22 protein-coding genes and 1 pseudogene are annotated in these 24,542 nt (G+C 70.3%); 20 read left to right on the top strand and 3 right to left on the bottom strand.

The window, feature by feature from the left end:
* Window positions 1-90 precede the first annotated feature (90 nt).
* The gene (relA, locus tag AC07F0_RS28835) at window positions 91-2,604 is read left to right on the top strand and encodes a GTP pyrophosphokinase (RefSeq protein WP_436727980.1); all 2,514 of its coding nucleotides are present in this window, start codon (window positions 91-93) and stop codon (window positions 2,602-2,604) included.
* A gap of 59 nt (window positions 2,605-2,663) precedes the next feature.
* Here the strand turns inward: relA and AC07F0_RS28830 are convergent, their stop codons facing one another.
* The gene (locus tag AC07F0_RS28830) at window positions 2,664-3,893 is read right to left on the bottom strand and encodes a DUF349 domain-containing protein (protein ID WP_436727981.1); all 1,230 of its coding nucleotides are present in this window, start codon (window positions 3,891-3,893) and stop codon (window positions 2,664-2,666) included.
* A gap of 135 nt (window positions 3,894-4,028) precedes the next feature.
* The gene (locus tag AC07F0_RS28825) at window positions 4,029-4,874 is read right to left on the bottom strand and encodes a peptidylprolyl isomerase (RefSeq protein WP_478983003.1); all 846 of its coding nucleotides are present in this window, start codon (window positions 4,872-4,874) and stop codon (window positions 4,029-4,031) included.
* Window positions 4,875-5,041: 167 nt separating this feature from the next.
* On the opposite strand from AC07F0_RS28825, the gene AC07F0_RS28820 reads away from it, so the two are divergent.
* Window positions 5,042-5,749 (top strand): MBL fold metallo-hydrolase, encoded by a 708-nt coding sequence (locus AC07F0_RS28820; protein WP_478983002.1) that lies wholly within the window; start codon window positions 5,042-5,044, stop codon window positions 5,747-5,749.
* A gap of 11 nt (window positions 5,750-5,760) precedes the next feature.
* A complete protein-coding gene (hisS, locus tag AC07F0_RS28815; RefSeq protein ID WP_478983001.1) occupies window positions 5,761-7,023 on the top strand; it encodes a histidine--tRNA ligase in 1,263 nt (420 codons plus the stop codon).
* 241 nt (window positions 7,024-7,264) lie between these two features.
* Here the strand turns inward: hisS and AC07F0_RS28810 are convergent.
* Window positions 7,265-7,467 (bottom strand): annotated as a pseudogene (locus AC07F0_RS28810) (helix-turn-helix domain-containing protein); the annotation flags it as partial.
* A gap of 131 nt (window positions 7,468-7,598) precedes the next feature.
* Between AC07F0_RS28810 and AC07F0_RS28805 the strand changes: the two are divergent.
* The 17 genes from AC07F0_RS28805 to nusB all read left to right on the top strand — a co-directional run bounded on the left by AC07F0_RS28805 (window position 7,599) and on the right by nusB (window position 24,323).
* Entirely contained in the window at window positions 7,599-8,255 is a 657-nt protein-coding gene (locus AC07F0_RS28805) for a vitamin K epoxide reductase family protein (protein ID WP_478983000.1), read from the top strand.
* 65 nt (window positions 8,256-8,320) lie between these two features.
* Window positions 8,321-9,676 carry a replication-associated recombination protein A gene (locus AC07F0_RS28800; protein ID WP_478982999.1) on the top strand — a complete coding sequence of 452 codons (1,356 nt, stop codon included), beginning with the start codon at window positions 8,321-8,323 and terminating at the stop codon, window positions 9,674-9,676.
* Window positions 9,677-9,980: 304 nt separating this feature from the next.
* The gene (gene rpsD, locus AC07F0_RS28795) at window positions 9,981-10,595 is read left to right on the top strand and encodes a 30S ribosomal protein S4 (protein ID WP_010046470.1); all 615 of its coding nucleotides are present in this window, start codon (window positions 9,981-9,983) and stop codon (window positions 10,593-10,595) included.
* Window positions 10,596-10,775: 180 nt separating this feature from the next.
* On the top strand, window positions 10,776-11,216 hold the full coding sequence (locus AC07F0_RS28790; RefSeq protein WP_040904142.1) for a DUF948 domain-containing protein: 441 nt from the start codon (window positions 10,776-10,778) through the stop codon (window positions 11,214-11,216).
* A 9-nt stretch (window positions 11,217-11,225) separates the two neighbouring features.
* Window positions 11,226-11,597: a hypothetical protein gene (locus AC07F0_RS28785; RefSeq protein WP_478982998.1), complete on the top strand. Its 372-nt coding sequence runs from the start codon at window positions 11,226-11,228 to the stop codon at window positions 11,595-11,597.
* A complete protein-coding gene (alaS, locus tag AC07F0_RS28780; RefSeq protein ID WP_478982997.1) occupies window positions 11,597-14,269 on the top strand; it encodes an alanine--tRNA ligase in 2,673 nt (890 codons plus the stop codon). The genes AC07F0_RS28785 and alaS overlap by 1 nt, the downstream gene beginning before the upstream one ends.
* An 18-nt stretch (window positions 14,270-14,287) precedes the next feature.
* On the top strand, window positions 14,288-14,752 hold the full coding sequence (gene ruvX / locus AC07F0_RS28775) for a Holliday junction resolvase RuvX (RefSeq protein ID WP_307174079.1): 465 nt from the start codon (window positions 14,288-14,290) through the stop codon (window positions 14,750-14,752).
* A gap of 121 nt (window positions 14,753-14,873) precedes the next feature.
* Entirely contained in the window at window positions 14,874-16,589 is a 1,716-nt protein-coding gene (mltG, locus tag AC07F0_RS28770; RefSeq protein ID WP_478982996.1) for an endolytic transglycosylase MltG, read from the top strand.
* 40 nt (window positions 16,590-16,629) lie between these two features.
* Window positions 16,630-17,457, top strand: coding sequence for a shikimate dehydrogenase (locus AC07F0_RS28765; protein WP_478982995.1), 828 nt, complete (start codon window positions 16,630-16,632; stop codon window positions 17,455-17,457).
* Window positions 17,458-17,508: 51 nt separating this feature from the next.
* Window positions 17,509-17,904, top strand: a complete 396-nt coding sequence (locus tag AC07F0_RS28760) for a hypothetical protein (protein WP_478982994.1) — start codon at window positions 17,509-17,511, stop codon at window positions 17,902-17,904.
* Window positions 17,905-18,047: 143 nt separating this feature from the next.
* Window positions 18,048-19,232: a chorismate synthase gene (aroC, locus tag AC07F0_RS28755; RefSeq protein WP_436727992.1), complete on the top strand. Its 1,185-nt coding sequence runs from the start codon at window positions 18,048-18,050 to the stop codon at window positions 19,230-19,232.
* Window positions 19,229-19,741, top strand: a complete 513-nt coding sequence (locus AC07F0_RS28750; RefSeq protein WP_478982993.1) for a shikimate kinase — start codon at window positions 19,229-19,231, stop codon at window positions 19,739-19,741. The genes aroC and AC07F0_RS28750 overlap by 4 nt, the downstream gene beginning before the upstream one ends.
* Window positions 19,738-20,829, top strand: coding sequence for a 3-dehydroquinate synthase (aroB, locus tag AC07F0_RS28745; protein ID WP_478982992.1), 1,092 nt, complete (start codon window positions 19,738-19,740; stop codon window positions 20,827-20,829). The genes AC07F0_RS28750 and aroB overlap by 4 nt, the downstream gene beginning before the upstream one ends.
* A gap of 165 nt (window positions 20,830-20,994) precedes the next feature.
* The gene (locus AC07F0_RS28740; protein ID WP_478982991.1) at window positions 20,995-21,858 is read left to right on the top strand and encodes a Pro-rich N-terminal domain-containing protein; all 864 of its coding nucleotides are present in this window, start codon (window positions 20,995-20,997) and stop codon (window positions 21,856-21,858) included.
* A gap of 296 nt (window positions 21,859-22,154) precedes the next feature.
* Window positions 22,155-23,270, top strand: a complete 1,116-nt coding sequence (locus AC07F0_RS28735; RefSeq protein ID WP_478982990.1) for an aminopeptidase P family protein — start codon at window positions 22,155-22,157, stop codon at window positions 23,268-23,270.
* 49 nt (window positions 23,271-23,319) lie between these two features.
* On the top strand, window positions 23,320-23,886 hold the full coding sequence (efp, locus tag AC07F0_RS28730; RefSeq protein ID WP_010046444.1) for an elongation factor P: 567 nt from the start codon (window positions 23,320-23,322) through the stop codon (window positions 23,884-23,886).
* A gap of 2 nt (window positions 23,887-23,888) precedes the next feature.
* Entirely contained in the window at window positions 23,889-24,323 is a 435-nt protein-coding gene (gene nusB / locus AC07F0_RS28725; RefSeq protein ID WP_478982989.1) for a transcription antitermination factor NusB, read from the top strand.
* Window positions 24,324-24,542: the final 219 nt, after the last annotated feature.

Raw genomic sequence — 24,542 nt, 5'->3', positions numbered from 1 at the left:
TGGCCTGAAGGCGATCCTGGGGCCCAGGATGGCTACCATGGGGTTTCCGGAGCCTGACCGGGGGACCCGGATCGCGCACGAGGAGCCCTCTTGCCAGACGAGGCCCAGCACCTGACCGCCGCCAAGCCCGAGTCCGCCTCGGCAGCCGCGGCCAAGCCCGCGCCGAACGCGCCCCACGCCAAGAACGACACTCGCGGGCCGGTCGAGCACGCCCAGTCGGCGCCGGTCGACAAGCCCGCCGAGCAGGCGCGTCCCAAGCCCGCCCCGCCCGTGCGCCAGGCCGGCGGCCAGCCCGCCCGTACCGGCTCCTCCAACCGCGTCCGCGCCCGCCTGGCCCGCCTCGGCGTGCAGCGCGCGAACCCGTACAACCCGGTGCTGGAGCCGTTGCTGCGGATAGTGCGCAGCAACGACCCGAAGATCGAGACGTCGACGCTCCGCCAGATCGAGCGCGCCTACCAGGTCGCCGAGCGCTGGCACCGCGGCCAGAAGCGCAAGAGCGGCGACCCGTACATCACGCACCCCCTCGCGGTGACGACCATCCTCGCCGAGCTGGGCATGGACCCGGCCACCCTGATGGCGGGCCTGCTGCACGACACGGTCGAGGACACCGAGTACGGCCTGGACGACCTGCGCCGCGACTTCGGCGACGTCGTCACCCTGCTCGTCGACGGCGTCACCAAACTGGACAAGGTCAAGTTCGGCGAGGCCGCGCAGGCCGAGACCGTGCGCAAGATGGTCGTCGCCATGGCCAAGGACCCCCGCGTCCTGGTCATCAAGCTCGCCGACCGCCTGCACAACATGCGCACCATGCGCTACCTCAAGCGTGAGAAGCAGGAGAAGAAGGCGCGCGAGACCCTGGAGATCTACGCGCCGCTAGCCCACCGCCTGGGCATGAACACCATCAAGTGGGAGCTCGAGGACCTCGCCTTCGCGATCCTCTACCCCAAGATGTACGACGAGATCGTTCGCCTGGTCGCCGAGCGCGCCCCGAAGCGCGACGAGTACCTCGCCATCGTCACCGACGAGGTCCAGCAGGACCTGCGGGCGGCCCGCATCAAGGCGACCGTCACCGGCCGCCCGAAGCACTACTACAGCGTCTACCAGAAGATGATCGTCCGCGGCCGGGACTTCGCGGAGATCTACGACCTGGTGGGCATCCGCGTCCTCGTGGACACCGTCCGCGACTGCTACGCGGCCCTCGGCACGGTGCACGCGCGATGGAATCCGGTCCCCGGCCGGTTCAAGGACTACATCGCGATGCCCAAGTTCAACATGTACCAGTCGCTGCACACGACCGTCATCGGCCCCGGCGGCAAGCCGGTCGAGCTGCAGATCCGCACGTTCGACATGCACCGCCGCGCCGAGTACGGCATCGCCGCGCACTGGAAGTACAAGCAGGAGGCCGTCGCCGGCGCCTCCAAGGTGCGCACGGACGCGCCCAAGTCGTCCGGCAAGGACAAGGACGCCATCAACGACATGGCGTGGCTGCGGCAGCTCCTCGACTGGCAGAAGGAGACCGAGGACCCCGGCGAGTTCCTGGAGTCGCTGCGCTTCGACCTCTCCCGCAACGAGGTCTTCGTCTTCACCCCCAAGGGCGACGTCATAGCGCTCCCCGCGGGTGCCACCCCGGTCGACTTCGCCTACGCCGTGCACACCGAGGTCGGCCACCGCACCATAGGCGCCCGCGTCAACGGCCGCCTGGTCCCGCTGGAATCCACCCTCGACAACGGCGACCTGGTCGAGGTCTTCACCTCCAAGGCACCCGGCGCCGGCCCCTCCCGCGACTGGCTCGGCTTCGTCAAGTCACCGCGCGCCCGCAACAAGATCCGCGCCTGGTTCTCCAAGGAGCGCCGCGACGAGGCGATCGAGCAGGGCAAGGACGCCATCGTCCGCGCCATGCGCAAGCAGAACCTGCCGATCCAGCGCATCCTGACCGGCGACTCCCTGGTGACCCTCGCGCACGAGATGCGCTACGCGGACATCTCCGCGCTGTACGCGGCGATCGGCGAGGGCCATGTCTCGGCGCAGAACATCGTGCAGAAACTCGTCCATGCGCTCGGCGGCGAGGAGGCCGCCACCGAGGAGATCGACGAGTCGATCCCGCCGGCCCGGGGCCGCAGCCGCAAGCGCCGCTCCAGCGCCGACCCGGGCGTCGTCGTCAAGGGTGTCGAGGACGTGTGGGTCAAGCTGGCCCGCTGCTGTACTCCCGTCCCCGGCGACCCCATCATGGGCTTCGTCACGCGCGGCAGCGGCGTATCGGTTCACCGCACCGACTGCGTCAACGTCGACTCGCTGTCCCGTGAGCCCGAGCGGATTCTCGAGGTCGAGTGGGCGCCCACCCAGTCCTCGGTCTTTCTGGTGGCCATCCAGGTCGAGGCCCTGGACCGCTCCCGGCTCCTCTCGGATGTCACCCGCGTCCTGTCCGACCAGCACGTCAACATCCTCTCCGCGGCCGTGCAGACCTCCCGCGACCGCGTCGCCACCTCCCGCTTCACCTTCGAGATGGGCGACCCGAAGCATCTCGGCCATGTACTGAAGGCGGTCCGGGGCGTGGAGGGCGTCTACGACGTGTACCGGGTGACGTCGGCGCGCAGCAGGGCGTAACAGCCACGCGAAAGGGGCCCCGTACGGTGTGTACGGGGCCCCCTTCGCTGCCGGCTGGATCAGCCGCCGAACTCCTGCAGACCCTTCAGCGCCTGGTCCAGCAGCGCCTGGCGGCCCTCGAGCTCACGCTCGAGCTTGTCGGCCTTGGCGTTGTTGCCCTGCGCCCGGGCCTGGTCGATCTGGCCCCGCAGCTTGTCCACGGCCGCCTGGAGCTGACCGGTCAGACCCTCGGCACGCGCGCGTGCCTCCGGGTTCGTCCGGCGCCACTCGGCCTCCTCGGCCTCCTGAAGCGCCCGCTCAACGGCGTGCATGCGGCCCTCGACCTTGGGCCGGGCGTCGCGCGGCACATGACCGATGGCCTCCCAGCGCTCGTTGATCGTGCGGAACGCGGCCCGGGACGCCTTCAGGTCCGTGATCGGCAGGAGCTTCTCGGCCTCCTCGGCCAGCTCCTCCTTGAGCTTCAGGTTCTCCGCCTGCTCGGCGTCCCGCTCGGCGAACACCGAGCTGCGCGCGGCGAAGAAGACGTCCTGGGCGCCGCGGAAGCGGTTCCACAGATCGTCCTCGTGCTCGCGCTGGGCCCGGCCGGCGGCCTTCCACTCGGCCATCAGCTCGCGGTAGCGCGCGGCCGTCGCACCCCAGTCCGTCGAGTTCGACAGCGCCTCGGCCTCGGCGACCAGCCGCTCCTTGGTCCGCCGCGCCTCCTCGCGCTGGGCGTCCAACTGCGCGAAGTGCTGCTTGCGCCGCTTGGAGAACGCCGACCGCGCGTGCGAGAACCGGTGCCACAGCTCGTCGTCGGACTTGCGGTCCAGCCGCGGCAGACCCTTCCAGGTGTCCACCAGGGCCCGCAGCCGCTCACCGGCAGCCCGCCACTGGTCGGACTGCGACAGCTCCTCCGCCTCGACGACCAGCGCCTCCTTGGCCTTGCGCGCCTCGTCGGACTGCTTCGCCCGCTGCGCCTTGCGCTCCTCGCGGCGCGCCTCCACCAGCTCGGTGAGCTTGTCCAGCCGGACCCGCAGGGCGTCCAGGTCGCCCACCGCGTGGTGCGCGTCGACCTGCTCCCTGATGTGGTCGATGGCCGCCTGGGCGTCCTTCGCCGACAGGTCGGTGGTCTTCACTCGCTTCTCGAGGAGGCCGATCTCGACAACCAGGCCCTCGTACTTGCGCTCGAAATAGGCCAGCGCCTCTTCAGGGGAGCCTGCCTGCCAGGAACCGACGACCTGCTCGCCGTCGGCCGTACGCACGTACACGGTCCCCGTCTCGTCGACGCGGCCCCACGGGTCGCTGCTCACAGCGCCTCCTCCACATGATGCCTGCGAGGGGCCTCAGCACCCCCGGGCATCGTCCACAGTTTCGTCACGGCCAACATAGGCGACCGGCGGGGGGCCTGTCCGCATCCCGCGCGACCGAAATTACGCAGTTGAGGGTCAGGATTTCGCGACCGTGGCCTTGTTGATCACGACCGTCGCGTTGGGCGCGGTGTTGCCCGTCTGAGGGTCGGGAGCCTGGGCTCCGGCGGCGGCGATTTTCTTGAGGACCTTCATGCCCGCCTCGGACACGGTGCCGAACGGTGTGTAGTCGGGCGGCAGCTGACTGTCCTGGTAGACGAGGAAGAACTGGCTGCCGCCGCTGTTGCGGCCCTGCTTCGTCTGGGCGTTGTACTGGTTCGCCATCGCGACCGTGCCCGCCGGGTACACCCCGCCCTTGAGGCTCTTGTCCTTCAGATTCTCGTCCGGGATCGTGTAGCCGGGGCCGCCCATGCCGGTGCCCTGCGGGTCGCCGCACTGCAGGACGTAGATGCCCTGGTTCGTGAGCCGGTGGCACTTGCTGTGGTCGAAGTAGCCCTTGCCGGCGAGGAAGTTGAACGAGTTGACGGTGTGCGGCGCCGCCGAGGCCTTCAGCGCGATGTCTATCTCGCCGCAGGTCGTGTCCAGCTTCATCGTGTACTTCGCCGACTCGTCGATCGTCATCGCCGGTTCCTTCTTCCAGGTCTCCGGCTTGACCTTGCCCGCGGCGGGCTTCTCGCACGGGTCCGGGGCCTTGCTGGGCGAGGCGCTCGGGCTGACCTCCGCGCCCGCCTTCTCGGTCTTGCCGTCCTCCTCGAACGGCTTGGTCAGGTAGACCGACACGGAGAGCACCACGACCACGCCGAGAACCGAGGCGATCACGGAGTTGCGGATACGGGCCTTGCGTCGCGCATCAGTGCGCCGCTGCTGCTGCCGCAAGTACTTCTCACGGGCGAGCTGACGCCGCCGCTGTTCCTGGCTGACCACCGGGTTCTCTCCTCATGCGTCTCGAACGTCGACCGGTACGCGTGGGGCCTGTGCGCCGACCGCCTGCGTGTGCCCCGTACCGTATATGGGTTCGCTGAGGAATCGGCAGCGCCGGTAGGCTCTGACAGCAGCCGCAGCCGCCCGTATCGACACAACGAAGGACGATCGTGCTCATTGCCGGGTTCCCCGCCGGGGCCTGGGGGACGAACTGCTACCTCGTCGCCCCCGCCGCCGGTGAGGAGTGCGTGATCATCGACCCCGGCCATCAGGCCGCCGACGGCGTCGCGGAAACGCTCAGAAAGCATCGGCTCAAGCCCGTCGCCGTCGTCCTCACGCACGGCCACATCGACCACGTGGCCTCGGTCGTCCCGGTGTGCGGCGCGCACGACGTGCCGGCCTGGATCCACCCCGACGACCGGTACATGATGAGCGACCCCGAGAAGGGAATAGGCCGATCCATCGGGATGCCGCTCCTGGGTGAGCTGACCGTGGGAGAGCCCGATGACGTCAAGGAACTGGCCGACGGGGCGAAGCTGGAGCTGGCGGGCCTGGAGCTGTCCGTCGCGCACGCGCCCGGCCATACCAAGGGGTCGGTGACCTTCGGCATGCCCGAGGCGGCGGACATCCCGCCGATCCTGTTCTCGGGCGACCTGCTGTTCGCCGGCTCCATCGGACGCACCGACCTGCCCGGCGGCGACATGGCCGAGATGCTCGACTCGCTGGCCCGTGTGTGCCTGCCGCTCGACGACTCGACCGTGGTGCTGTCCGGCCACGGCCCCCAGACCACCATCGGCCAGGAGCGCGCCACCAACCCCTATCTGCGGCAGGTGGCGGCCGGCCAGGGAGAATCCCCGGCTCCCCGACGAGGAATGTGACGAGACCTTCCGTGAGCACCTTCAAGGCCCCCAAGGGCACGTACGACCTGATCCCTCCGGACTCCGCGACGTATCTGGCGGTCCGCGAGGCGATCGCCGCGCCGCTGCGCAACTCCGGCTACGGCTACATCGAGACACCGGGCTTCGAGAACGTCGAACTCTTCGCCCGCGGCGTCGGCGAGTCGACGGACATCGTGACGAAGGAGATGTACGCCTTCGAGACCAAGGGCGGCGACAGGCTGGCCCTGCGCCCCGAAGGCACGGCCTCCGTCCTGCGTGCCGCGCTGGAGGCCAACCTGCACAAGGCGGGCAACCTCCCCGTCAAGCTCTGGTACTCCGGCTCGTACTACCGCTACGAGCGCCCCCAGAAGGGCCGCTACCGCCACTTCTCCCAGGTCGGTGCCGAGGCGATCGGTGCCGAGGACCCGGCGCTGGACGCCGAGCTGATCATCCTGGCCGACCAGGCGTACCGCTCGCTGGGCCTGAGCAACTTCCGGATCCTGCTCAACAGCCTGGGCGACAAGGAGTGCCGCCCGGTGTACCGGACCGCGCTCCAGGAGTTCCTGCGCGGCCTGGACCTGGACGAGGACACCCTGCGCCGGGCGGAGATCAACCCGCTGCGCGTCCTGGACGACAAGCGCGAGTCGGTCCAGAAGCAGCTGGGGGACGCCCCGCTGCTGCGCGACTACCTCTGCGACGCCTGCAAGGCGTACCACGAGGAGGTCCGCGAGCTGATCACGGCGGCCGGCGTCGCCTTCGAGGACGACCCGAAGCTGGTGCGCGGCCTGGACTACTACACCCGCACGACGTTCGAGTTCGTCCACGACGGCCTCGGCTCCCAGTCCGCCGTCGGCGGCGGCGGACGCTACGACGGCCTGTCCGAGATGATCGGCGGCCCCGCGCTGCCGTCCGTCGGCTGGGCCCTCGGCGTCGACCGCACGGTCCTCGCCCTGGAGGCGGAGGGCATCGCGCTCGAACTGCCCGCCACCACCAGCGTGTTCGCCGTCCCGCTCGGCGAGGAGGCCCGCCGGGTCCTGTTCGCCAAGGTCACGGAGCTGCGCAAGAACGGCATCGCGGCCGACTTCTCCTACGGCGGCAAGGGCCTCAAGGGCGCGATGAAGAACGCCAACCGCAGCGGCGCCCGTTACACGATCGTCGCCGGCGAACGCGACCTCGCCGAGGGCGTCGTCCAGCTCAAGGACATGGAGTCGGGCGAGCAGTCGGCGGTCGGCGTGAACGAGATCGTGGCGGAACTGGAAGCCCGACTGGGCTGATCCGCCGCTCCCCGCCCGGGCGGCCTCGCCCTCTCAGCCCGTCCGGTGCTGGAGGGCGGGAGCGACTGGCTGAGCCCGCCGCTCGTGCCCGGGCGGCCTCGCCAACTCAGCCCGTCCGGCGATTGAGGACGAGGCCGTTCAGGCCGATGGGGGTCCAGGGGGCGACGCCCCCTGGCGGGGTTGAAGGGACGGAGCCCCTGGAGGATGGGACGGGGAGGGGCGGCGGGGGCGAGAACCCTCGGTCCAGCAGCCCGTACCGCAGCGCGCTCTCACCGCCGCCGTCCGGTCGTCCACCCCCAACTTGCCGAAGACGCGCAGCAGATACGTCTTCACCGTCGACTCCCCGATGAACAACCGCCGCCCGATCTCCGCGTTCGTGCAGCCCTCGGCGACCAACCGCAGCACGGCCGTCTCGTGCCCCGGCAGCCGCGGCCGCTCCGGCTTCGGCCCGCGTCATCCGCACGAGGGAGTCCGCACCCCCCGGCATCCGCAGATCCATCAGCGACGGACGTACCCGTGCGGCACAATGGCCCTGTCCGAAGTTGTCCAGGGTCTCAAGTGACGGAATCGGCGTGATGAGCAAGACGACAGTCAAGGACGTCTCCACGGAGCCCGAGCCGGAGAGCGCCGATATGGCACCCCGCGCCGAGGGCGGCAGCCGGGCCCTCGCCCTGCTGCTGGTGATCACCGGCGCGGCCGGACTGCTCGCCTCGTGGGTCATCACGATCGACAAGTTCAAGATCCTCGAGGCCAAGGTCGAGGGCAAGACGTTCACCCCAGGGTGCAGCCTCAACCCCGTCGTCTCCTGCGGCAGCGTCATGGAGAGCAAGCAGGCCGCCGTGTTCGGTTTCCCGAACCCGATGCTCGGCCTCGTCTGCTACGCCATCGTCATCGGCGTCGGCGTGAGCCTGCTCGCCCGCGCCCGCTTCCCGCGCTGGTACTGGCTCACCTTCAACGCCGGCTGCCTGTTCGGCGTCGGCTTCTGCGCCTGGCTGATGTTCCAGTCCCTGTACCGGATCAACGCGCTGTGCCTGTGGTGCTCCCTGGCCTGGGTCGCCACGATCCTGATGTTCTGGTACGTGACGTCGTTCAACATCCGCAAGGGCTTCCTGCCCGCCCCGGCCTGGCTCCGGAGTTTCTTCGGCGAGTTCACCTGGGTCATGCCGGTGCTGCACATCGGCGTCATCGGCATGCTGGTCCTGACCCGCTGGTGGGACTTCTGGCTGAGCTAGAAGGGCCCCAGCCGGGAGCACCGGGGCCCGCGGCATTGTCAGTGCCGTGATTTAGGGTTTCTGACGTGGAGCCCGACCTGTTCACCGCCGCAGCAGAAGAACGCCAGGAGAAGGAACCGTCCAGCAGCCCCCTGGCGGTGCGGATGCGCCCGCGCACCCTCGACGAGGTCGTGGGCCAGCGGCATCTGCTCAAGCCGGGCTCTCCTCTGCGCAGACTGGTCGGCGAGGGCGCCTCCGGCCCGGCCGGCCCCTCCTCGGTGATCCTCTGGGGCCCGCCCGGCACCGGCAAGACCACCCTGGCGTACGTCGTCTCCAAGGCCACCAACGCCCGCTTCGTCGAGCTGTCGGCGATCACCGCGGGCGTCAAGGAGGTCCGCTCGGTCATCGACGGCGCCCGCCGCGCCTCCGGCGGATACGGCAAGGAGACCGTCCTCTTCCTCGACGAGATCCACCGCTTCAGCAAGGCCCAGCAGGACTCCCTGCTCCCGGCCGTCGAGAACCGCTGGGTGACGCTGATCGCGGCGACGACGGAGAATCCGTACTTCTCGGTGATCTCGCCCCTGCTGTCCCGCTCCCTGCTGCTCACCCTCGAACCGCTCACGGACGAGGACATCAAGGGCCTCGTCCAGCGGGCCCTGACCGACGAGCGCGGCCTCAAGGGCGCCGTCGCCCTCCCCGAGGAGACCGAGAGCCACCTCCTGCGCATCGCAGGCGGTGACGCCCGCCGCGCCCTGACCGCCCTGGAGGCCGCCGCCGGAGCCGCCCTCGACAAGGGCGAGACGGAGATCGGCCTGACGACGCTGGAAGAGACGGTCGACCGGGCCGCCGTGAAGTACGACCGCGACGGCGACCAGCACTACGACGTGGCCAGCGCCCTGATCAAGTCGATCCGGGGCTCCGACGTCGACGCCGCCCTGCACTACCTGGCCCGGATGATCGAGGCCGGCGAGGACCCCCGCTTCATCGCCCGCCGCCTGATGATCTCGGCCAGCGAGGACATCGGCCTCGCCGACCCGAACGCGCTGCCGATCGCGGTCGCCGCCGCCCAGGCCGTCGCCATGATCGGCTTCCCGGAGGCCGCCCTCACCCTCAGCCACGCCACCATCGCCCTCGCCCTGGCTCCCAAGTCCAACGCCGCGACCACCGCGATCGGCGCCGCCCTGGAGGACGTACGCAAGGGGCTGGCCGGCCCCGTGCCCGCGCATCTGCGCGACAGCCACTACAAGGGCGCCACCAAGCTCGGCCACGGCCGGGGCTACGTCTACCCGCACGACCTGCCCGAGGGCATCGCCGCCCAGCAGTACGCCCCGGACGCCCTGAAGGACCGCGAATACTACGAACCGACCCGGCACGGCGCGGAGGCCCGCTACGCGGACGCGGTCGAGTGGACCCGGAAGAACCTCGGTCGAAAGCGGTCCTGAGCACCCTGTAAACTCGTTCGGAGTGCCGCGTCCCGTGCAGTCAGAACGGGACAGTCGGCCGGAGCCCGGTCCCCCCGGGGATCGGCTCCAGGAGCGTCGCGCACCGTCGAAGGTGTCGCGGGCAGCCCACCACCCCTCGTCCTGCGGACGGGACCGGTCGGTGGGCCACTCGCGTGCTGCACGTATGTGCCCAGACCAGGGGAGCGGCTGCCCACCGAGGTCCACCAGGACCGAGGCGGGTTTCCCCGGCTGCGGATGCGACCTCCCACAACCCTGACAAGCCGACACTAGGAAACGAGAAACAGTGGCGAACCAGTCCCGCCCCAAGGTCAAGAAGTCGCGTGCCCTCGGCATCGCGCTCACCCCGAAGGCCGTCAAGTACTTCGAGGCCCGCCCCTACCCGCCCGGTGAGCACGGCCGTGGCCGCAAGCAGAACTCGGACTACAAGGTCCGTCTGCTCGAGAAGCAGCGCCTGCGCGCGCAGTACGACGTGTCCGAGCGCCAGCTCGTCCGCGCCTACGAGCGTGCCTCCAAGGTCCAGGGCAAGACCGGTGAGGCCCTGATCATCGAGCTGGAGCGCCGTCTCGACGCCCTGGTCCTGCGTTCGGGCATCGCCCGCACGATCTACCAGGCCCGACAGATGGTCGTCCACGGCCACATCGCGGTCAACGGCAAGAAGGTCGACAAGCCCTCCTTCCGTGTCCGCCCGGACGACGTGGTGCAGGTCCGCGAGCGCTCCAAGGAGAAGACCCTCTTCACGATCGCCCGTGAGGGTGGCTTCGCCCCCGACGGCGAGACCCCGCGCTACCTCCAGGTGAACCTCAAGGCCCTGGCGTTCCGCCTGGACCGCGAGCCGAACCGCAAGGAGATCCCGGTGATCTGCGACGAGCAGCTCGTCGTCGAGTACTACGCCCGCTGATAGCACGGCAGGCACGCGGTACCCCAGCCCGTCGTCTCCCCGCCCCTCCGGGCGGGCGAGGCGGCGGGCTTTCGCGAATCCGCCGTCCCCGGGCGGTAATCCGGTACGGAGCCGCATCCCCGGCGCGATAGGCTCGTCGCACGACTTTTTCGATGTTCAGGCACGTTTTTCAGGGAGCGGGTGCACACAGTGTCCGGTGGAGAGGTGGCCGGAATCCTGGTGGCCGTCTTCTGGGCGATCCTGGTCTCCTTCCTCGCCGTCGCGCTGGCGAGGCTGGCCCAGACGCTCAGGGCGACCACCAAGCTCGTGGCGGACGTGACGGATCAGGCCGTCCCGCTGCTGGCCGACGCCTCCGCGGCGGTGCGCTCCGCGCAGACCCAGATCGACCGCGTCGACTCGATCGCCTCCGACGTCCAGGAGGTCACGTCGAACGCCTCCGCGCTGTCGACCACCGTCGCCTCCACCTTCGGGGGCCCCCTGGTCAAGGTCGCCGCCTTCGGCTACGGCGTGCGCCGGGCCCTCGGCGGCCGCAAGGAGGACGTGCCCGGCAAGGCGTCGAGGCGTACCGTGATCGTGGGCCGCACGGTCTCTCGGCGCAGCGCCCGAGGGAAGAGGGACTGAGAGCCAGCGATGTTCCGCCGTACGTTCTGGTTCACCACCGGCGTCGCCGCCGGAGTGTGGGCCACCACCAAGGTCAACCGGAAGCTGAAGCAGCTGACGCCCGAGAGCCTCGCCAGAACCGCGGGGAACAAGGCGCTCGAGGCCGGCCACCGGCTCAAGGACCGCGCGGTCGACTTCGCGCTCGAGGTCCGCGACAACATGGCCCAGCGGGAGGCCGAACTGGGCGACGCGCTCGGGCTCAACGCCCCCGTCGACCCCGAACTCCCCGCGCCCAGGCGGTACGCCGCCATCGAGAACCGCACAGAGCCGAAGACGTACGTCATCGACAGCATGTCGTCCACGTACAAGAAGAATTCGTACAACCGGAATGAGGACCACTGATGGAGTCGGCTGAGATTCGCCGCCGCTGGTTGAGCTTCTTCGAGGAGCGCGGTCACACCGTCGTCCCTTCGGCGTCGCTCATCGCGGACGACCCGACTCTGCTCCTCGTCCCGGCCGGCATGGTGCCCTTCAAGCCTTACTTCCTGGGTGAGGTCAAGCCGCCCTTCGCCCGCGCCACCAGCGTGCAGAAGTGCGTGCGCACGCCGGACATCGAAGAGGTCGGCAAGACCACGCGCCACGGCACGTTCTTCCAGATGTGCGGCAACTTCTCCTTCGGCGACTACTTCAAGGAAGGCGCCATCAAGCTCGCCTGGGAGCTGCTCACCAGCCCCCAGGACAAGGGCGGTTACGGCCTCGACCCCGAGCGCCTGTGGATCACCGTCTACAAGGACGACGACGAGGCCGAGCGCATCTGGCACGAGGTCGTCGGCGTGCCGAAGGAGCGCATCCAGCGCCTCGGCATGAAGGACAACTACTGGTCCATGGGCGTCCCCGGCCCGTGCGGACCCTGCTCCGAGATCAACTACGACCGCGGCCCCGAGTTCGGCGCCGAGGGCGGTCCCGCCGTCAACGACGAGCGGTACGTGGAGATCTGGAACCTCGTCTTCATGCAGTACGAGCGGGGCGAGGGCACCGGCAAGGACAACTTCGAGATCCTCGGGGACCTGCCCAGCAAGAACATCGACACCGGCCTCGGCCTCGAACGTCTCGCCATGATCCTGCAGGGCGTGCAGAACATGTACGAGATCGACACCTCCATGGCCGTCATCGACAAGGCCACCGAGCTGACCGGGGTCCGCTACGGCGACGCCCACGCCTCGGACGTGTCCCTGCGCGTGGTCACCGACCACATGCGCACCGCCACCATGCTCATCGGCGACGGCGTCACCCCGGGCAACGAGGGCCGCGGCTACGTGCTGCGCCGCATCATGCGCCGCGCCATCCGCAACATGCGCCTGCTCGGCGCCACCGGCCCGGTCGTCAAGGACCTGATCGACGTCGTCATCGGCATGATGGGCCAGCAGTACCCCGAGCTCATCACCGACCGCGAGCGCATCGAGAAGGTCGCCCTCGCCGAGGAGAACGCCTTCCTCAAGACGCTGAAGGCCGGCACCAACATCCTCGACACGGCCGTCAGCGACACCAAGGCCGCCGGCTCCACCGTGCTGCCCGGCGACAAGGCCTTCCTGCTCCACGACACCTGGGGCTTCCCGATCGACCTCACCCTGGAGATGGCCGCCGAGCAGGGGCTGTCCGTGGACGAGGAGGGCTTCCGCCGCCTGATGAGGGAGCAGCGGGAGCGCGCCAAGGCCGATGCCCAGGCCAAGAAGACCGGCCACGCCGACATGGGTGCCTACCGCGAGATCGCCGACCGGGCCGGCGCCACCGACTTCATCGGCTACACCGACACCGAGGGCGAGTCCACGGTCGTCGGCATCCTCGTCGACGGTGTCTCCTCCCCGGCCGCCACGGAGGGCGACGAGGTCGAGATCGTCCTCGACCGCACCCCGTTCTACGCCGAGGGCGGCGGTCAGATCGGAGACACGGGCAAGATCAAGACCGACTCCGGTGCCGTCATCGAGGTCCGCGACTGCCAGAAGCCGGTCCCGGGTGTCTACGTGCACAAGGGCGTCGTCCAGGTCGGCGAGGTCACCGTCGGCGCCAAGGCCCACGCCGCCATCGACGACCGCCGCCGCAAGGCCATCGCCCGTGCCCACTCGGCCACGCACCTGACCCACCAGGCCCTGCGCGACGCCCTCGGCCCGACGGCCGCCCAGGCCGGTTCCGAGAACCAGCCCGGCCGCTTCCGCTTCGACTTCGGTTCCCCGTCCGCCGTTCCGACGGCCGTGATGACCGACGTCGAGCAGAAGATCAACGAGGTGCTCGCCCGCGACCTGGACGTCCGCGCCGACGTCATGGGCATCGACGAGGCCAAGAAGCAGGGTGCCATCGCCGAGTTCGGCGAGAAGTACGGCGAGCGCGTGCGCGTCGTGACGATCGGCGACTTCTCCAAGGAGCTGTGCGGCGGCACGCACGTGCACAACACCGCCCAGCTGGGCCTGGTGAAGCTGCTCGGCGAGTCGTCCATCGGCTCCGGTGTCCGCCGTATCGAGGCCCTGGTCGGTGTCGACGCCTACAACTTCCTCGCCCGGGAGCACACGGTCGTCGCCCAGCTCCAGGAGCTGATCAAGGGCCGCCCGGAGGAGCTCCCGGAGAAGGTCTCCGCCATGCTCGGCAAGCTGAAGGACGCCGAGAAGGAGATCGAGAAGTTCCGCGCCGAGAAGGTCCTCCAGGCCGCCGCCGGTCTCGCCGAGTCGGCGAAGGACGTCCGGGGTGTTGCTGTCGTGACCGGTCAGGTCCCGGACGGCACGACCGCTGACGACCTGCGCAAGCTGGTGCTCGACGTGCGCGGACGCATCCAGGGCGGACGGGCCGCCGTGGTCGCCCTGTTCACGGTGGCGAACGGCAAGCCGCTGACGGTCATCGCCACCAACGAGGCCGCCCGCGAGCGCGGCCTGAAGGCCGGCGACCTGGTCCGCACGGCCGCCAAGACCCTCGGCGGCGGCGGTGGCGGCAAGCCGGACGTCGCCCAGGGCGGCGGCCAGAACCCGGCCGCGATCGGTGATGCCGTGGACGCCGTCGAGCGCCTGGTCGCCGAGACGGCCAAGTAAGAAACGGGTCTGGAAGAGATGCGCAGAGGACGTCGACTCGCGATCGACGTCGGGGACGCCCGTATCGGGGTCGCCTCGTGCGACCCCGACGGGATCCTCGCCACCCCGGTGGAGACGGTCCCGGGGCGTGACATCCCCGCGGCTCACCGGCGGTTGAAGCAGCTCGTCGAGGAATACGAGCCCATCGAGGTCGTGGTCGGTCTCCCGCGCTCCCTCAAGGGCGGCGAGGGCCCGGCCGCGGTCAAGGTCCGGGGTTTCGCACAGGAACTGGCGCGCATGATCTCACCGGTCCCGGTGAGACTCGTGGACGAACGCATGACGACGGTGACGGCCAGTCAGGGACTGCGCGCTTCGGGCGTGAAGTCCAAGAAGGGACGGTCCGTCATCGACCAGGCGGCGGCGGTGATCATCCTGCAACAGGCGCTTGAATCCGAACGAGTGTCAGGTAAAGCACCCGGGGAAGGCGTCGAAGTGGTCATCTGATCGCGATACGGTAACGTTCCGCGCGATGCGGCGGCATTCGAACAGCCACCGCACAGCAAGAGGCGGGACGGGAGCCGAGCCGGAAGCCGCGTGACCGCCGCCTCGCGGCTCTAGGGGATTGATGACTGAGTATGGCCGGGGCCAAGGCTCCGAACCGTGGCATCCGGAGGACCCGTTGTACGGGGACGGCGGATGGGGAGGAGAGCAGGCCCACCAGGGTCAGCAGGCTCCCTACGGCGGCCAGCCACAGCACTATCCGCAGCAGCCGCAGCAGCCGCAGTACGGCGACTGGGGCACCGGTGAGCAGGCCGGATACGGTCAGGCGCAGCAGCAGTACCAGTACGACCAGCAGCAGTACGCGGCACAGGCCCACGGGCATCAGCAGTACCCGGGGCAGGGGGACCAAGGGCAGGGACACCAGCAGGACCCGGGATACCACCAGCAGTACGACAACGGCGGCTGGGCCACCGGCCCGCACCAGCAGGTCTCGTATCCCGGCGACCCCGCCGACCCGTACGGTCAGCAAACCGGTGCGTACGGCCAGGGCCAGTCCGACTACTACGGCACCCCCGACGCGTATCCGCCACCGGAGCCGCCCGGGCGGCGGCGGGCCGAGCAGGAGCCGGAGACCGACTGGGACCCCGGCCCCGACCAGGGTGAGCACGCCTTCTTCGCGGGCGGTGACGACGATGACGACGCCGACGAGCCGGACGACCGCCGTCGGCGCGACGACCAGCGGGGACGTGGCGGCAAGCCCAAGAAGCGCCGCAGCGGAATGGCCTGCCTGGTGGTCGTCCTGGTCCTCGGCGGAGGGCTGGCAGGTGTCAGCTACTTCGGCTACCAGTTCTTCCAGGATCGTTTCGGAGACGCCCCGGACTACGCGGGGGACGGCAACGGGCAGCAGGTGTCCGTCGAGATCCCGCAGGGTGCCGACGGTTACACGATCGGCCGGGTGCTGAAGTCCGCGGGCGTCGTCAAGAGCGTCGACGCCTTCGTCTCTGCGCAGGCCGGCAACCCCGAGGGCAGGACCATCCAGGACGGCGTCTACACGCTGCAAAAGCAAATGTCGGCCGACAGTGCCGTCGAACTGATGCTCAGCCCGGAGAGCCGCGACAACCTGATCATCGCCGAGGGCAAGCGCAACGCCGACATCTACCGGCTCATCGACAAGCGGCTCGAAGTCAAGGACGGCACCACCGCCGCGGTCGCCAAGAAGGACTGGAAGAAGCTCGGCCTGCCCGGCTGGGCGCTGAACCACGAGAACGTCAAGGACCCGCTGGAAGGGTTCCTCTACCCCTCCAGCTACGGCATCGCCAAGGGGCAGAAGCCCGAGGACGTGCTGAAACAGATGGTGACCCGGGCCACCCAGACGTACGAGAAGCTCGGCGTGGAGAAGAAGGCCCGGAGCCTCGGACTCGAAGACCCCTGGCAGTTGCTCACCGTCGCGAGCCTGGCCCAGGCCGAGGGCACGAGCCACGACGACTTCCGCAAGATGGCCGAGGTCGTCTACAACCGCATGAAGCCGGGGAACCCGCAGACCAACGGCATGCTGGAGTTCGACTCCACCTACAACTACATCAAGAACCAGAGCAAGATCGACCTGAGTCTGAGCGAGCTGCGGAACTACGACAACCCGTACAACACGTACTTCCACAAGGGCCTGCCGCCCGGACCGATCGACAACCCGGGCGAGGCCGCGCTCAAGGGAGCCCTCAACCCGACCAAGGACGGCTGGTACTACTTCATCTCGCTGGACGGCAAGACCAGCGAGTTCACCAAGACCAACGCAGAGCACCAGAAGCTGGTCGACAAGTTCAACGCCTCGCGGAACAACTGATCGCGGGTTAACTGATCGCGGAACAACTGAGGAAGACCTGATGGCCGCACATCGCCGAGCCGCCGTACTCGGCTCCCCGATCGCTCACTCGCTCTCCCCGGTCCTGCACCGCGCGGCCTACGAAGAGCTGGGGCTGACCGGCTGGACGTACGACCGATTCGAGGTCGACGAGGCCGCGCTGCCCGGGTTCTTCGAGACGCTCGGACCCGAATGGGCGGGCCTGTCGCTGACCATGCCGCTGAAGCGGGCCGTGATCCCGCTGCTCGACGGGATCAGCGAGACCGCGGCCTCCGTCGACGCGGTCAACACGGTCGTCCTCACTCAGGACGGCCGCCGGACCGGCGACAACACCGACGTCCCCGGCATGGTCGCGGCTCTGCGCGAGCACGGCATCGACAAGGTCGAGGCCGCCGCGATCCTGGGCGCGGGCGCCACCGCCTCGTCCGCGCTGGCCGCGCTGTCCCGGGTCTGCCCGGGCGAGATCGCCGTGTACGTGCGCAGCGAGGCCCGGGCCGCCGAGATGCGGCAGTGGGCCGAACGGCTGGAGGTCTCGGTGCGCATCGCCGACTGGGCGGACGCCGAGCAGGCTCTGCACGCCCCGCTGGTGATCAGCACCACGCCGGCGGGTGCCACCGACGCCCTCGCCCGATCCGTCCCGGAGCGCCCGACGGCCCTGTTCGACGTGCTCTACGACCCCTGGCCGACCGTCCTCGCCGCCCGCTGGTCGGCGTACGGCGGCGCGGTCGTCAGCGGCCTCGACCTGCTGGTGCACCAAGCCGTGCTGCAGGTCGAGCAGATGACGGGGCGGGCCCCGGCCCCGCTGGACGCCATGCGAAAAGCGGGCGAACGCGCTCTGGCGGCCCGATAAGATCCGCTCTCGGTTCCGCAGGGGGCGGAACAGGGGAGGGGAGAACCAGTCATGTCCACCGGCATGCCTCAGGCATCCGTCAAGTCCCAGATATTCGAGTCCCTGCTGGGATTCCTGCCCGACTGGGTGCAGATCACGGTGCTCGCCCTGATCGTGCTCGCGGTCCTCGCGTCCTGGGCGGTCAAGATCAAGCGCAAGATCGCCTACCGGCGGGCCGTGCGGAGCGGCCGGCCCGTCCACGCGGCGGCCCAGTACGGGCAGGGACGCGGAGCGGACTACCTGGGGGAGTACGCACCGCGGCAGGCGCAGCAGCAGGGCAGCGGAGCCGACCACCTGGGCGACCGGGCACCGCAGCAGACGCAGACGCCGCAGCAGCCGAGCGGCGCGGACTTCCTTGGCGCGTACGCGCCGCAGGGGCAGACCGGCGGCCCGGCCTCGTCCGCCTGATGGACCGGCGGCCGGGTCCACGCTCCGGACGTGGCAGGATCGTGGGTGGCGGACCGGGGCCGCGCACCCGGTCGGGCCGTCGCCGTACGCGATGAGGTGCGTACGCTGGGCAGTAAGCACGCCGCGAACACTGAGGAGCACCGTTGAGCAGGTTGCGCTGGCTGACCGCGGGGGAATCCCACGGTCCCGCACTCGTCGCGACGCTGGAGGGCCTTCCCGCCGGCGTGCCGATCACCACGGACATGGTGGCGGACCATCTCGCGAGGCGGCGCCTGGGCTATGGGCGCGGTGCCCGGATGAAGTTCGAGCGGGACGAGATCACCTTCCTCGGCGGCGTCCGGCACGGCCTCAGCCTCGGCTCCCCGGTCGCGATCATGGTGGGCAACACCGAGTGGCCCAAGTGGGAACAGGTCATGGCCGCCGACCCGGTCGACCCGGAGATCCTCGACGGCCTCGCCCGTAACGCCCCGCTGACCCGTCCCCGCCCAGGCCACGCCGACCTGGCGGGGATGCAGAAGTACGGCTTCGACGAGGCCCGGCCGATCCTGGAGCGCGCCTCCGCGCGCGAGACGGCGGCCCGGGTCGCCCTCGGCGCGGTGGCCCGGTCGTACCTGAAGGAGACGACCGGCATCGAGATCGTCTCCCACGTCGTGGAACTCGCGGCCGCGAAGGCGCCGTACGGCGTGTACCCGACCCCCGCTGATGTGGAGAAGCTGGACGCGGACCCGGTGCGCTGCCTGGACGCCGACGCGTCGAAGGCGATGGTCGCCGAGATCGACCAGGCCCACAAGGACGGCGACACCCTCGGCGGCGTGGTAGAGGTGCTGGCGTACGAGGTGCCCGTCGGCCTCGGCTCGCACGTGCACTGGGACCGCCGCCTGGACGCCCGCCTGGCCGCCGCCCTGATGGGCATCCAGGCGATCAAGGGAGTCGAGGTCGGCGACGGCTTCGACCTGGCCCGCGTCCCCGGCTCCAAGGCGCACGACGAGATCGTCGCGACCGACGAGGGCATCAAGCGGACCAGCGGCCGCTCCGGCGGCACCGAGGGCGGGCTGTCCACCGGTGAGCTGCTGCGCGTGCGGGCGGCGATGAAGCCGATCGCGACCGTGCCGCGGGCGCTGAAGACGGTGGACGTCGTCACCGGCGAGGCCACCGCCGCCCACCACCAGCGCTCCGACGTGTGCGCGGTGCCCGCCGCCGGCATCGTCGCCGAGGCGATGGTCGCCCTCGTCCTCGCGGACGCGGTCGCGGAGAAGTTCGGCGGCGACAGTGTCGCCGAGACCCGCCGTAACGTGCGGTCCTACCTCGACAACCTGGCCATCCGATGAGCCCGCTGATCGTGCTGGTCGGCCCGATGGGCGTGGGCAAGTCCACCGTCGGGCAGCTGCTGGCCGAGCGGCTCGGGACCGGCTACCGGGACACCGACGACGACATCGTCGCCGCGCAGGGCCGGACCATCGCCGAGATCTTCGTCGAGGAGGGCGAGCCCGCCTTCCGCGCGATCGAGAAGCAGGCCGTGCGCGAGGCACTGGCCGGGCACGACGGTGTGCTGGCACTGGGCGGAGGCGCCGTCCTCGACCCGGACACGCGCGCGCTGCTCGCCGGGCAGCGCGTGGTGTACCTGTCGATGGACGTCGAAGAGGCGGTCAAGCGCACCGGTCTCAACGCGGCCCGGCCGCTGCTCGCCATCAACCCGCGCAAGCAGTGGCGCGAGCTGATGGAGGCCCGTCGGCACCTCTACGAGGAGGTCGCCACGGCCGTGGTCGCCACCGACGGCCGCACCCCCGAAGACGTCACCCGAGCCGCCCTGGACGCACTGGAGTTGAAGGAAGCATGACTGAGGCAGTGACGCGGATCCAGGTCGGCGGCACGGCGGGCACCGAGCCCTACGAGGTCCTGGTGGGCCGGCAACTCCTCGGCGAGCTGCCCGGGTTGATCGGCGGCAGGGCCAAGCGGGTCGCGATCGTCCACCCCGAGGCACTGGCCGAGACCGGTGACGCCCTGCGCGCCGACCTGGCCGGGCAGGGCTACGAGGCGGTCGCCATCCAGGTGCCCAACGCAGAAGAGGCCAAGACCGCCGAGGTCGCCGCCTACTGCTGGAAGGCGCTGGGCCAGTCCGGGTTCACGCGCACGGACGTCATCGTCGGTGTCGGCGGCGGCGCGACGACGGACCTGGCCGGGTTCGTGGCCGCCACCTGGCTGCGCGGGGTGCGCTGGATCGCGATCCCGACCACCGTGCTCGCCATGGTCGACGCGGCGGTCGGCGGCAAGACCGGCATCAACACCGCCGAGGGCAAGAACCTGGTCGGTGCCTTCCACCCGCCCGCCGGTGTGCTCTGCGACCTGGCCGCGCTGGACTCCCTCCCGGTCAACGACTACGTCTCCGGACTCGCGGAGGTCATCAAGGCCGGCTTCATCGCCGACCCGGTGATCCTCGACCTGATCGAGTCCGACCCCGAGGGCGCCCGCACCCCGGCCGGTCCGCACACCGCCGAGCTCATCGAGCGCTCCATCCGGGTCAAGGCCGACGTGGTGTCGTCCGACCTGAAGGAGTCGGGCCTGCGCGAGATCCTCAACTACGGCCACACGCTCGGCCATGCCATCGAGAAGAACGAGCGCTACAAGTGGCGGCACGGCGCCGCGGTCTCGGTGGGCATGCACTTCGCCGCCGAACTGGGCCGCCTCGCCGGGCGGTTGGACGACGCCACCGCCGACCGCCACCGCACCGTCCTCGAAGCCGTCGGGCTGCCGCTGCACTACCGGTACGACCAGTGGCCCAAGCTGCTGGAGACCATGAAGGTCGACAAGAAGTCCCGCGGCGACCTGCTGCGCTTCATCGTCCTCGACGGTCTGGCCAAGCCCACGGTTCTGGAAGGACCCGACCCGGCCGTGCTGCTCGCCGCGTACGGCGAAGTCGGACAGTAAGCACCCAGGCGCGCCTTCCGCCCGAAACCGCCTTACGGGACCGGGCACTTCGGACCGCCCCCGGCCGTTCACACAACACCGGCCGGGGGCGGTACCGTTCGGTAGCAGCGGGTTCCGCCCCCGCTGTTCAGCGCCCATCGCCTGTACGAGACGGAGTGGCACCGGATGCAGCACGCAGTGGGTTCTCCGCTGCCGCCGCCCCACCAGCCGGGGCACGGACCGGCCGTCGGCTGGTCGCCGGCCGCACACCACCCGGGCCCGCAGCACCCGGGCGCGCACCAGGGCCCCGCGCCCGTGACCCCGCCGCCCCCGGCGCCCGGCTATCCCGTGCCCCCGCCCGCGCCGGGCGCGCCCCCGCCGCAGGCCTCCGTTCCTCCGGCGCCGGACACCACCGGCCATGTGCCGCTGCCGCCCGGCGGCCCGGTCGCCATGCCCAGTGCGCCGCCCGCCACGGCGGTCCCCGATCCGGCCGGTACGACGCTCGCCGTGCTGCTCATAGGGCCCGCCGGTGCCGGGAAGACCAGTGTCGCCAAGTACTGGGCGGACCATCGCCGGGTCCCCACGGCGCACATCAGCCTCGACGACGTACGCGAATGGGTCCGCTCGGGCTTCGCCGACCCGCAGTCCGGGTGGAACGACAACTCCGAGGCGCAGTACCGCCTCGCCCGCCGCACGTGCGGTTTCGCCGCGCGGAACTTCCTGGCCAACGGCATCTCCTGCATCCTCGACGACGCGGTCTTTCCCGACCGGCCCGTCGTCGGCCTCGGCGGCTGGAAGCGGCACGTCGGGCCGGGCCTGCTGCCGGTCGTCCTGCTGCCCGGGCTGGACATCGTCCTGGAACGCAACGCGGAGCGCACGGGGAATCGGCGGCTGTCGGACGAGGAGGTCGCCCGTATCCATGGGCGGATGGCCGGGTGGTACGGGTCCGGCCTGCCGATCATCGACAACTCGCAGCTGGACGTGCCGGAGACGGCGAGAGTCCTGGACGATGTGCTGGCCAGGTCCATCGCGAGTCCGCCGCAGTGGTAGCCGGCGTGGGGGCGGCGCGGTAACCCGGCGTTTCCATGTCCGCGGCGTTGATTCTGGGGCCGGGCGGGTCGTCCGCAGCCCGGCGGAACGGGGTGACGCCGCGCCCACCCGTGCCGCCCTCAGCGGCACGATTGCCCGCAGCGGGGGCAGCCACAACGCGCCCGCACCCGGGCACGGCCCCGGCCCAGCACGGGCGGACCCGCGCGCACCACCCAGCCGTCGCGGATACATCGTGGACGACCCCCACTCGGCCCTCCCGACCGGCGACATCCCCCCGGCGCTCGTAGGCTCGGGTCATGTCAGAGGTGTACGCGGCCCGCCGGACGCGTCTGAGGGAATACTGCAACGCGGGCGGCAGCGCGGCGGCGCTGGTCTCCCGCCCCGCCAACGTGCGCTATCTCGCGGGCGCCGCCCCGCACGGCGCCGTTCTCCTGCTGGGCAAGACCGAGGACCTCCTGGTGTGTGCCGGCCCGATGGCCGACCGCCCCACGCAGGAGCGCCCGGACGAGGCCCTGCGCGTCCAGACCCTGCCCGGCGCCGGTGCCGGCGGCGGCGACCCGGCCGTCGCGGCCGCCGGCCTCGCCGCGCGCCAGGGTGCCGACTCCCTCGCCGTGGAGGAGCACCACCTCACCGTGGCCCGGCACCGCGCCCTCGGCTCGGTCGCCCCCCGGCTGCGCCTGGCCAATCTCGGCGGCGCCGTCGAGCAGCTCAGGGTTGTCAAGGACGAGGAGGAGATCTCCTGCCTCCGCATCGGCGCCGAGATCACCGACCAGGCCCTCGGTGAACTCCTGGAGTCCATCCTCGTCGGGCGGACCGAACGCCATCTCGCCCTGGAGCTCGAACGACGCCTCGTGGATCACGGGGCCGACGGCCCGGCCTTCCCCACCTCTGTCGGCACGGGTCCGAACGCCGGACGGCCCGGGCACCGGCCCACCGACCGCCGCGTCGAGGAGGGCGACTTCCTCTCCGTCTGTCTCGGGGCGACGTACCGCGGCTACCGCTGCGAGATCGGCCGCACCTTCGTCATCGGCACCGCCCCCGCGGACTGGCAGATCGAGCTGTACGACCTGGTCTTCGCAGCGCAGCGTGCCGGACGTGAGAGCCTGGTACCCGGCGCCGCCTGCCGGGACGTCGACCGTGCCGCCCGCCAGGTCCTGGACTCCGCGGGGTACACGGAGGGCCTGACGGCGCTCACCGGACACGGGGTCGGGCTCGAAATCGACGAGGACCCTCAATTGAGTCCCGCGGCCATGGGTAAACTGGACGCTTGCGTGCCGGTCACCGTCGAACCCGGGGTCCACCTCCCGGGCCGGGGCGGCGTCCGGATCGATGACACGCTCGTCGTCCGCCCAGAGGCGGATGGCGGACCCGAGCTACTCACCATCACGACCAAGGAGCTGCTCGCCCTGTAGGCAGGTGCGTGCCCCGGGGTCGTACGTCAGTCCAGGAGATTCCGCAACCGTGGCTTCCACGAACGACCTCAAGAACGGCATGGTGCTCAAGCTCGAAGGCGGCCAGCTCTGGTCCGTCGTCGAGTTCCAGCACGTCAAGCCCGGCAAGGGCCCGGCCTTCGTGCGCACCAAGCTCAAGAACGTGCTCTCCGGCAAGGTCGTCGACAAGACCTTCAACGCCGGCGTCAAGGTCGAAACGGCCACCGTCGACAAGCGCGACATGCAGTTCTCCTACATGGACGGCGAGTACTTCGTCTTCATGGACATGGAGACCTACGACCAGCTCATGGTCGACCGCAAGGCCGTCGGCGACGCCGCCAACTTCCTCGTCGAGGGCTTCACGGCCACGGTCGCCCAGCACGAGGGCGAGGTGCTCTTCGTCGAGCTGCCGGCCGCCGTCGAGCTGACCGTCCAGGAGACCGAGCCGGGCGTCCAGGGCGACCGCTCCACCGGCGGCACCAAGCCCGCCACGCTGGAGACCGGCCACCAGATCCAGGTCCCGCTCTTCATCACCACCGGTGAGAAGATCAAGGTCGACACCCGCACCAGCGACTACCTCGGCCGGGTGAACAGCTAACCGTGGCTGCCCGCAACACGGCCCGCAAGCGCGCCTTCCAGATCCTCTTCGAGGGCGACCAGCGCGGCGCCGAGGTCCGCACGGTCCTCGCCGACTGGGTCCGGCACTCCCGGGCCGACACCCGGCAGCCGCCGGTGAGCGAGTACACGATGGAGCTGGTCGAGGGCTACGCGCAGCACGCGAAGCGCATCGACGAGCTCATCGCCCAGTACTCGGTCGGCTGGACGCTCGACCGGATGCCGGTCGTCGACCGCAACATCCTGCGGCTCGGCGCCTATGAGCTGATCTGGGTCGACGCGACCCCGGACGCCGTCGTCCTCGACGAGATGGTGCAGCTGGCGAAGGAGTTCTCCACGGACGAGTCGCCCTCGTTCGTGAACGGCCTGCTCGGACGGCTGAAGGAGCTCAAGCCCTCGCTCCGTCGCGACGAGGTCTGAAAGCCAGACAGAACGCCGGAGGGCCCGCGGCAGTGTGACTGCCGCGGGCCCTCCGGCGTTCCCCCTGCCGTCGGGACTGACAGGCCCCACAACGGCGCCGGGGGGGGGGGGGGGGGGGGGGGGGTGGGGACGCCCGAGGGAAAGTTTTTTTTTCCTCTCCTGCTAACCCGGAAAAAAAACCGGAAAAGAGGGGGGGGGGGGAGGGGGGGAAAAAAACAG

The sequence above is a fragment of the Streptomyces sp. NPDC045955 genome (assembly GCF_056430805.1).
This window is presented reverse-complemented; position numbering and strand designations above follow the sequence as displayed.

Bases quoted from the DNA above. Each gene is read 5' to 3' on its own strand.
- AC07F0_RS28805 (WP_478983000.1), top strand. From the start codon at position 7,599: ATGAGCAAGACGACAGTCAAGGACGTCTCCACGGAGCCCGAGCCGGAG.
- AC07F0_RS28785 (WP_478982998.1), top strand. From the start codon at position 11,226: ATGTTCCGCCGTACGTTCTGGTTCACCACCGGCGTCGCCGCCGGAGTG.
- alaS (WP_478982997.1), top strand. From the start codon at position 11,597: ATGGAGTCGGCTGAGATTCGCCGCCGCTGGTTGAGCTTCTTCGAGGAG.
- ruvX (WP_307174079.1), top strand. From the start codon at position 14,288: ATGCGCAGAGGACGTCGACTCGCGATCGACGTCGGGGACGCCCGTATC.
- mltG (WP_478982996.1), top strand. From the start codon at position 14,874: ATGACTGAGTATGGCCGGGGCCAAGGCTCCGAACCGTGGCATCCGGAG.
- AC07F0_RS28765 (WP_478982995.1), top strand. From the start codon at position 16,630: ATGGCCGCACATCGCCGAGCCGCCGTACTCGGCTCCCCGATCGCTCAC.
- AC07F0_RS28760 (WP_478982994.1), top strand. From the start codon at position 17,509: ATGTCCACCGGCATGCCTCAGGCATCCGTCAAGTCCCAGATATTCGAG.
- AC07F0_RS28750 (WP_478982993.1), top strand. From the start codon at position 19,229: ATGAGCCCGCTGATCGTGCTGGTCGGCCCGATGGGCGTGGGCAAGTCC.
- aroB (WP_478982992.1), top strand. From the start codon at position 19,738: ATGACTGAGGCAGTGACGCGGATCCAGGTCGGCGGCACGGCGGGCACC.
- AC07F0_RS28740 (WP_478982991.1), top strand. From the start codon at position 20,995: ATGCAGCACGCAGTGGGTTCTCCGCTGCCGCCGCCCCACCAGCCGGGG.
- AC07F0_RS28735 (WP_478982990.1), top strand. From the start codon at position 22,155: ATGTCAGAGGTGTACGCGGCCCGCCGGACGCGTCTGAGGGAATACTGC.